6 protein-coding genes and 2 pseudogenes are annotated in these 7,486 nt (G+C 48.4%); 2 read left to right on the plus strand and 6 right to left on the minus strand.

All coding sequences use genetic code 11. The annotated features are described in order from the left end of the window. Both V7126_RS02175 and V7126_RS02180 read right to left on the minus strand, forming a co-directional pair. Positions 1-569: pseudogene (locus tag V7126_RS02175) on the minus strand (GNAT family N-acetyltransferase). 34 nt (positions 570-603) lie between these two features. Beyond that, positions 604-1,467 carry an AraC family transcriptional regulator gene (locus tag V7126_RS02180; protein WP_046131273.1) on the minus strand — a complete coding sequence of 288 codons (864 nt, stop codon included), beginning with the start codon at positions 1,465-1,467 and terminating at the stop codon, positions 604-606. Positions 1,468-1,587: 120 nt separating this feature from the next. On the opposite strand from V7126_RS02180, the gene V7126_RS02185 reads away from it, so the two are divergent. Then, a complete protein-coding gene (locus V7126_RS02185; RefSeq protein WP_046131274.1) occupies positions 1,588-2,928 on the plus strand; it encodes an MATE family efflux transporter in 1,341 nt (446 codons plus the stop codon). A 39-nt stretch (positions 2,929-2,967) separates the two neighbouring features. Here V7126_RS02185 and asnB read toward each other — a convergent pair whose 3' ends face one another. Then, complete coding sequence (gene asnB / locus V7126_RS02190) at positions 2,968-4,809, minus strand: asparagine synthase (glutamine-hydrolyzing) (protein WP_175076186.1); 1,842 nt, start codon at positions 4,807-4,809, stop codon at positions 2,968-2,970. A gap of 161 nt (positions 4,810-4,970) precedes the next feature. Here asnB and V7126_RS02195 point away from each other — a divergent pair, with 161 nt between their 5' ends. Further along, a complete protein-coding gene (locus tag V7126_RS02195) occupies positions 4,971-5,537 on the plus strand; it encodes a DUF2777 domain-containing protein (RefSeq protein ID WP_335496324.1) in 567 nt (188 codons plus the stop codon). A gap of 39 nt (positions 5,538-5,576) precedes the next feature. Here V7126_RS02195 and V7126_RS02200 read toward each other — a convergent pair whose 3' ends face one another. From V7126_RS02200 to V7126_RS02210, 3 genes and pseudogenes are all read right to left on the minus strand, one after another. Continuing rightward, positions 5,577-5,945, minus strand: a complete 369-nt coding sequence (locus V7126_RS02200; RefSeq protein WP_046131322.1) for a YisL family protein — start codon at positions 5,943-5,945, stop codon at positions 5,577-5,579. Between the two features lie 114 nt (positions 5,946-6,059). Then, positions 6,060-7,115 (minus strand): ribosome small subunit-dependent GTPase A, encoded by a 1,056-nt coding sequence (rsgA, locus tag V7126_RS02205; protein WP_335496327.1) that lies wholly within the window; start codon positions 7,113-7,115, stop codon positions 6,060-6,062. 270 nt (positions 7,116-7,385) lie between these two features. Beyond that, positions 7,386-7,486, minus strand: a pseudogene (locus V7126_RS02210) (fumarylacetoacetate hydrolase family protein); the annotation flags it as partial.

A 7,486-nucleotide genomic window follows, 5' to 3' on the forward strand; every position in this document is an offset into this window, starting at 1 on the left:
TTATAGAATGCGGCAGCCTTCTCCGCAAATATGCTCCCACTCTTCCCTCAATATTCCGTATCTATTGAATCATAGTAAACCCCATCGTAATACCTGACTTTTCGAAGCCGCCCTTCCAATGTAAAACCCGCTTTTTCCGCGCACTTCATCATCCGCCCGTTCCCGGACCACGTCGTCATCCCGATTCTTTCAACATCGATGTTTTCAAACAACCAGCCGACCCACAGCTTCACCGCTTCAGTGCCGTATCCGCCGTTCCAAAACTGTGGATCATAGATGACGATGCCGCATTCAAGCCAGCGGGTCGGCCTGCATTCCCAATAATAAGAAACCGTCCCCTTAAACCGTCCGTCAATCTCTATCGCTGCATAGCGGGGCGACTTTTCTTTCAATAGCGGCAAGAATGATTCTGCAAAATATTGATACGGCTCAGGCTGGAGCGGAAAATAAGGCGCATCCCACTTTTTCCATTCAGGTTTTTTTGTCCCATAGATCATAGTCCATAACTCAGGAACGTCATCCATCGTAATCTGACGCAATTTGACTTTATCGCCGCATATGGAGTCCATGTGTTTTCTCCTCCGATCCGTTTTTTCCTATACCTTATTCGATGCTCCTCTTGATCATCCTTCTGTACTCGACAGGCGACATGCCTTCCATCTGTTTGAAAAGCTTTGAAAAATACGTCGGATCGTCGATGCCGACTTGTTCGGCGATCGATGACATTTTGTCATTTGTCACCGAAAGCAGCCGTTTTGCTTCATGCATGCGCGCCTTGTTGGCATACTGCCCCGGCGTTTGGCCGAACACTTTTTGCATGCAGCGGGTGATGTAGTCCTGGTGATAATGCAGAGCGGCCGACAGCTGATCCATGCTGAGCTTTTCTTTGTAGTGGCGGTCGATATAGCGCTGCGCTTCCGATGCCACCCGTTCATTCGCGGAAGGAATGCGGAATGCCTCTTTTTGCAGGTGAATGAGCAGCTCTTCGAACAGGAGCTGTTTTCTGAGAGGCAAATCCGAATTTTCGGCAGAATCATCAAGCAAGCTTCTAAACTGCTTTTCTATAAAAGCCTTTTGATCGACTTTCCCTTTTCTCGGAAGTCTCAGGCTGTATAAAGGGGGCGTTTCAAACGTTCCGTGCTCAAGCTTGAGTCCGGTCCAGTTCTCACCTCCCTGATCCGCCAATTCGTACGCCTCCTCTTGAAAGTGGAGCCAGAAATAATGGGTATCCTCCAGACAGCCCTGATGTCCGTAATGCTCCAGCCCCGGGATGAGGATGATGTACTCCCCCTCTGTGACGCGGAAAGGCTTGCCGCCTTCGGTCAAAAACAGCTCCCCTTTTATGACATATAAGAGGTCAAAGACGGAATATTCACGTTTCACGTGTTTTTCCCCTGTTTTGAATACCCCTTCTCCGCAGGTGATCAGAACAGGCAGCGGCGGAATCTTGAAGATGACATGATCCAATGCTCTTCCCCCCTTTGATTTGGTCGGATTTCTCCAAAAAGTATCGGTTTCGTCTCTTTTTATTATAAAAGGATGGCGTTACACTATTAAACGGATTTTTAAAAGAAAGGGGTCACCGCCATGAAGAAAACAAATGTTCAAAACCTCTCTTTATTTGCTTTGACATGGCCGATTTTTATCGAGGTTTCATTATATATGCTGATGGGAAACGCGGATACCCTGATGCTCAGCCAATATTCCGACGACAGCGTAGCGGCCGTCGGCGTCAGCAACCAAATGCTGAATTTGATCATCGTCATGTTCGGCTTCATCGCAACGGGTACCACAGTCATCATTTCACAGTTTTTAGGATCACGGCAGAAAAATGAAGCGATGGATGTCGGGTACGTCTCCATCAGCGCCAATTTTATCATCAGTCTTCTCATAAGCGCAGCCATTTATATGTTTGCAGAACCGCTTTTATTGATGATGGGGCTGTCGGCGGAACTGCTCGATGAAGCGAAAATCTTTTTGCAGATCGTCGGCGGACTGTCCTTTGTCCAGGCGCTGATCATGACGTACAGCGCGATCTTAAAAAGCTACGGACATACGAAGGATACAATGGCCGTCACGATCGGCATGAACATATTAAATATCGCCGGAAACTATCTCGTTATTTTCGGGCCGTTCGGCTTCCCTGTGCTCGGCGTTGCAGGGGTGGCGCTGTCTACTTCAACTGCCCGCGTCATCGGCCTATTGGCGATCGCCCTGCTCGTCAAAAAGCGCATCGGCATGCCGCTTTTATCAAAGCGCCTTTTCCTCATTCAAAAAGGCCATCTGAAAAAGCTGCTCAAAATCGGCATCCCTTCGGCCGGAGAACAGCTTTCATATAACGCGTCACAAATGATCGTCACCTATTTTATCACGCTCATGGGTGCACAGGCGCTGACGACAAAAGTATATGCGCAAAACTTGATGATGTTTATCATGCTTTTTGGAACGGCGATCAGCCAGGGAACGCAAATTTTGATCGGGCGCCATATCGGAGCCAAACAATTTGACGAAGCATACAGCAGATGCTTAAAAAGCCTGTGGTGGGCGCTGGCGATTACGACATTCACCTCCATTCTGCTGGCCGTTTTTTCAAAACCGCTGATCGGCATTTTCAGCCAAAATCCCGATATTATCGCGACAGCGAGCATGTTAATCATCATGACGATCATCCTCGAGCCCGGCCGTTCATTCAATGTGGTGATCATCAACTCGCTCAGAGCCGCCGGTGATGCGAAATATCCGGTCTATATGGCGATCATCTCCATGTGGGGAATCGGCCTGCCGATCGCATACATTTTCGGCATCCAGCTTGAACTCGGCCTTGCGGGAATTTGGTTTTCTTTTATTGCTGATGAATGGGTGAGAGGGATTATGATGTATAGAAGATGGAGATCAAAAATATGGCTCCAAAAAGGATTTGCGGCTTGATTATTCAAAAAGCACCCGCCTTGCTCCGGGTGCTTTCTTCTATTCTTCAATATCGATTCTGTAAGTCTCAAACCAGGTATGAATCTGCGCGAGGTGCGCGATGAGCTGCGGTCCCTTCATCAATTGGCCGTACCAGGGAACCTGAAAAGACGCGCCCTCCGTCTCGATCAGCTGATCGAGCTTTTTTCTGTCCAAAAAGGTGTGAAGGGCCGAATCCTTCTGCTGAATAAGCGACGCGAGCCAGCGTTTCACCGCTTTTGTATAAGCGGGATGATGCGTCTTCGGATACGGGCTTTTTTTGCGATATAAAATGTCGTCAGGCAAAATCCCTTCCAATGCTTTGCGGAAGACCCCTTTTTCCCGGTTTCCGTGCATTTTGTATTCCCACGGGATATTCCAAACGTATTCGACGAGCCTGTGATCGGCGAACGGCACCCTGACTTCAAGACTTGCACCCATGCTCATCCTGTCTTTCCGGTCAAGCAGCGTCGTCATAAACCAAAGCATATTTAAGTAAAACAGCTCTCTTCTTCTCTTATCCTCACCCGTTTCTCCGTCTAACACCGGCGTTTCTTTCACCGTTTCTTCGTATTTCGCCGTTACGTACTCCTTGAGGCCGAGCTTTTTCTGCCAGCCGCTGTTGAGAAGTCCGATCCGTTCCTCCATAGATCTCATCCATGGGAAACCTTTCACATCCTCTGCCGAATGAAACCACGGATACCCGCCGAAAATCTCATCTGCGCATTCCCCGGACAGGCTCACGACAAAATCCTTTTTGATTTCCCGGCAAAACCAAAGGAGCGACGAATCGACATCGGCCATTCCGGGCAAATCCCTGACGATGACCGCTTCCTCCAAATAGCCGGCGAGATCCTCCTGGGAAATGACGCAGTTGTGGTGAACGGTTCCGAATGCTTCCGACATTTTTCGGATCCACGGTCCGTCGGCATTCGGCTGAAACAAACTCGAGGTAAAATACTGCTCATTGTCCTCATAATCGACCGAAAACGTATGGAGCGGAGCTTTACCTTCTTTTTCAAAATGCTTAGCAGCAGTCGCCGTAATGGCGCTTGAATCGACGCCGCCTGACAAAAACGTGCATACGGGCACATCTGAAACAAGCTGTCTTGTCACGGCGTCTTCAAAAAGCGTTCTGACATTCAGAACGGTATCGGCAAAACTGTCGGGATGTTTTTCGCTTTTGACATTCCAATAGCGCCACACCGTCAAGCCGTCCTTTGAAAACAGCATGGCATGCCCCGGGCGGATTTCCCTAATCCCTTTAAAAACCCCGCTTCCCGGCGTTCTTGACGGACCGAGTCCGAATATTTCGGCAAGCCCCTCGCGATCAACCTTTGCTTTCACCTCTGGATGAGCGAGAATCGCCTTGATTTCAGAGCCGAACAGAAATGACGTACCGTGCTCGGAATAAAACAGCGGCTTGACCCCGAGGCGGTCTCTCGCCGCAAACAGAAGATCCCGCTCGTCATCCCAGACAGCAAACGCAAAGATTCCGTTCAGCCTGTGGATGCATTCTTCCTTCCATTCCATATAGGAGTGGAGCAGCACCTCTGTATCAGAGTGGCTCTTAAATCGGTGCCCCATCGCCAGAAGCTCTTTTCGCAAATCCTCTGTATTATAGAGCTCTCCGTTATAGCAAATCGTGTAGGTATGCCCTTGATGTGTGCGGGTCATCGGCTGTCTGCCGCCTTCCAAATCGACGACAGCCAGGCGCTTATGTCCGAATAAAACGTGATGCTTTCCCCAAATGTTTGTGTCATCGGGTCCTCTTTTCGAAAGCGTGTCAGTCATTTTCTCCATGACAGGCTGCTCTCGGACGAGCGGTTTTGTAAAGTCCACCCACCCCGTTATTCCACACATTGTCGATCAGCTCCAATTCTAATGTTCTTTCTCTTTTTAGGCTCACTTCCTTTGTCACTTTACTTATTTTATGCACCTTACAATAATAGTTGAATTGTCCATCAGAGACTTGTATGAGACAAGCCCGTTTTGGAGAAAAAGAAAAGGAAAGGAGACCAGCCATGGGAACGGAACGCGAGATGAGGATTTATGAAGAAGACCGCAGATGGATTTACGGAACGATTATCATGGACGAGGGAATCTGCCTGATCGAAAATGAGGAAGGGGATATATGTCTGTTTGAAAGCCTGAGAAGCCCGGGCGTCTATATCGATCTCGACGGCAAATGGGTGAAAGCGGAGCTCTTCGATCGGTTCGCCGCAACAGAAAGAGGCGAAAACATTCCATTAACAGGCGGTGAGGCAATCCGCTATTTGAAAACGGTAAAACAGGCATTTTTGGATTTTTTGTATGATTTGGACGACGGGCAGTTTTATTCGTTTTTAGACCAGTTGAACAGCCTCGGTTTTTCTGTTTTTGACTGCGTCTACGCCTTCAACGGCTTAAGCTTTTCGGCAAACCCTGCAACAGAAAAAGGCGCCTCGTTTTACCTGTTTTCAAACGATGTGAAACAATGCGCGCTCCAGCATCATTACGAACGGACCGGTGAGAGAAAAGACAGGTTTGAATGGACAACATCCGATGGGATAAGGATCGTGACTATATCAGCATACAAACCCCCCTCATAAAAAAAACACCAGCCCTTAAAACAGAACTGGTGCACGCGCTTAAAAGGTTTTAAAGCCCAGAGGAAGACGGAGCCCGAGCGCGATCGTTAAGAGCAGGACGATAATGAAGCCGATCCAAATCCCGGTGATCGGTTTTCCTTTTCTCTTGCGGATCAAGAGCATTTCCATCAATCCGACCGTCACAAGGCCGTGGATCGTCTTGCCTATGTATTCTCCTGTGTATACATTCGTCCAGGCAGCGAACCTAAACAAGATTTCCGCTCCCGTTAAGATCACCAAAATATAGAACAAGCGAAGAACCATATGTGCGATTTTCGCGCCTCTTTCATTTTTGACGGCATAAAGCGCATAAGTAACGAATACTAAAATGAGCGCAATCACCCAAGCCGTGATGTGCAAATGCGTCACCATATCGAATTCCCCCCTATCAGATCAGGTATTGCTTTTATATTATCATGAACCCGTCCATTAAACAAAAAAATGTGAACGCTGCCAATATCATGGTAAAGGCGCCGAATGATTTCAGCGCCGCTTTTTCCTCATGCTTTTTGAAATCTGCTTCCAGCGGTTTTTGTCTTGTATCATCGCCCGTTTGTCTTTTTTTCTCGCGATGTATTCCAGCTCTTTTTTGAGCTTGAGGTAGCTCTTCAAGCGGGAATGATCCAAGTCCCCTGCCAGGATGGCCGCTTGAACGGCGCATCCGGGCTCTTGATGATGGCTGCAATCGGTAAATTTGCAGGCAAGCGCCAGCTCCTCAACATCAGCGAAGCTTTGCTGAAAGCCTTCTTCAGATTCCCAGAGCTCAATTGCTCTCATGCCCGGCGTGTCGATTAAAACCCCTCCATCCGGAATCATAAACAGCTCCCTGTGCGTGGTCGTATGCCTCCCTCTGTCATCACCTTCGCGAACCTCTTGAACGGCCTGACGGTTTTCGTTCAGGAAAAAATTCATCATCGTCGATTTTCCCGCTCCTGACGAGCCTAAAAGCGCCGCTGTCTCTCCCTCTCTGACATAAGACTTCAGTTCATCCATCCCCCTGCCTTCATGTGCACTGATGACATGGACCGGCACGCCGAATGCGACAGATTCAGCCTGTCTGACCTTTTCCTCTATTCGATCGCCAATATCGGCTTTGCTGAGGACGATGACTGGATTGGCTCCGCTCTCCCAAGCGAGCGATAGATATCGTTCGATTCTTCTGATGTTGAAATCCCGGTTGAGAGCATTGACGAGAAAAATCGTGTTTACATTGGCAGCCGTGATTTGTTCCACAGCCGGATCACCCGGAGCCTTGCGCGAAATTTGGCTAAAGCGGGGAACAATGTCAACGATCGTCCCCTTTTTTTCATCTTCCCGCGGACGCATATACACCCAATCTCCCACAGCCGGAAAATCCCCGCTCGTTTCCGCTTCAAACCTCAGCCTGCCGGAAATTTCGGCAAGCCATTCCCCCTGTCCGGTAAAAACCCGATACAGCCGCTTATGCGGAAGGGCGACCCTTCCCAGCACAAGGCCGCTTTCTTTCATATCCTTTAAACGGTGGCTAATATAGTTGACGCCTAATTTTGATAAATTCAAATAAGTTTCCTCCCATTGTCTGATGATATTAAAAAAAGAGCCCGCAGGCCCTTTTTTTCGCTCCATCTAAGCAAAAAATCCATGAGCCGTACTGACACAGCCCATGGAATATCACCAGATCAAACAAAGGTAACCGGTCATTTATTTGACATGGGCTGTGCTATGAATAATTGGCTTGCAAACTTCACAATCTGTCTTCTCATCGCACATCCCTCTTTTCGAAAAATTTTATAATTTCATTATACAGAAATACCCACTATGCAACAAGGTTTATTTTACAAGATTCGAAAGCGTTCCGATCGGTTCGATCGTGATATCGACCTGATCCCCTTCGTGCAGAAACCTTGGGGGCTGAAACCCGCTGCCGACCC

The sequence above is a fragment of the Bacillus sp. JJ675 genome, from assembly GCF_036963165.1.
Classification (GTDB): Bacteria; Bacillota; Bacilli; order Bacillales; family Bacillaceae; genus Bacillus; species Bacillus glycinifermentans.

What these genes read in the sequence shown, in the direction of transcription:
- V7126_RS02185 (WP_046131274.1), top strand. Translation starts at nt 1,588, where the DNA reads ATGAAGAAAACAAATGTTCAAAACCTCTCTTTATTTGCTTTGACATGG.
- asnB (WP_175076186.1), bottom strand. Translation starts at nt 4,809, where the DNA reads ATGTGTGGAATAACGGGGTGGGTGGACTTTACAAAACCGCTCGTCCGA.
- V7126_RS02195 (WP_335496324.1), top strand. Translation starts at nt 4,971, where the DNA reads ATGGGAACGGAACGCGAGATGAGGATTTATGAAGAAGACCGCAGATGG.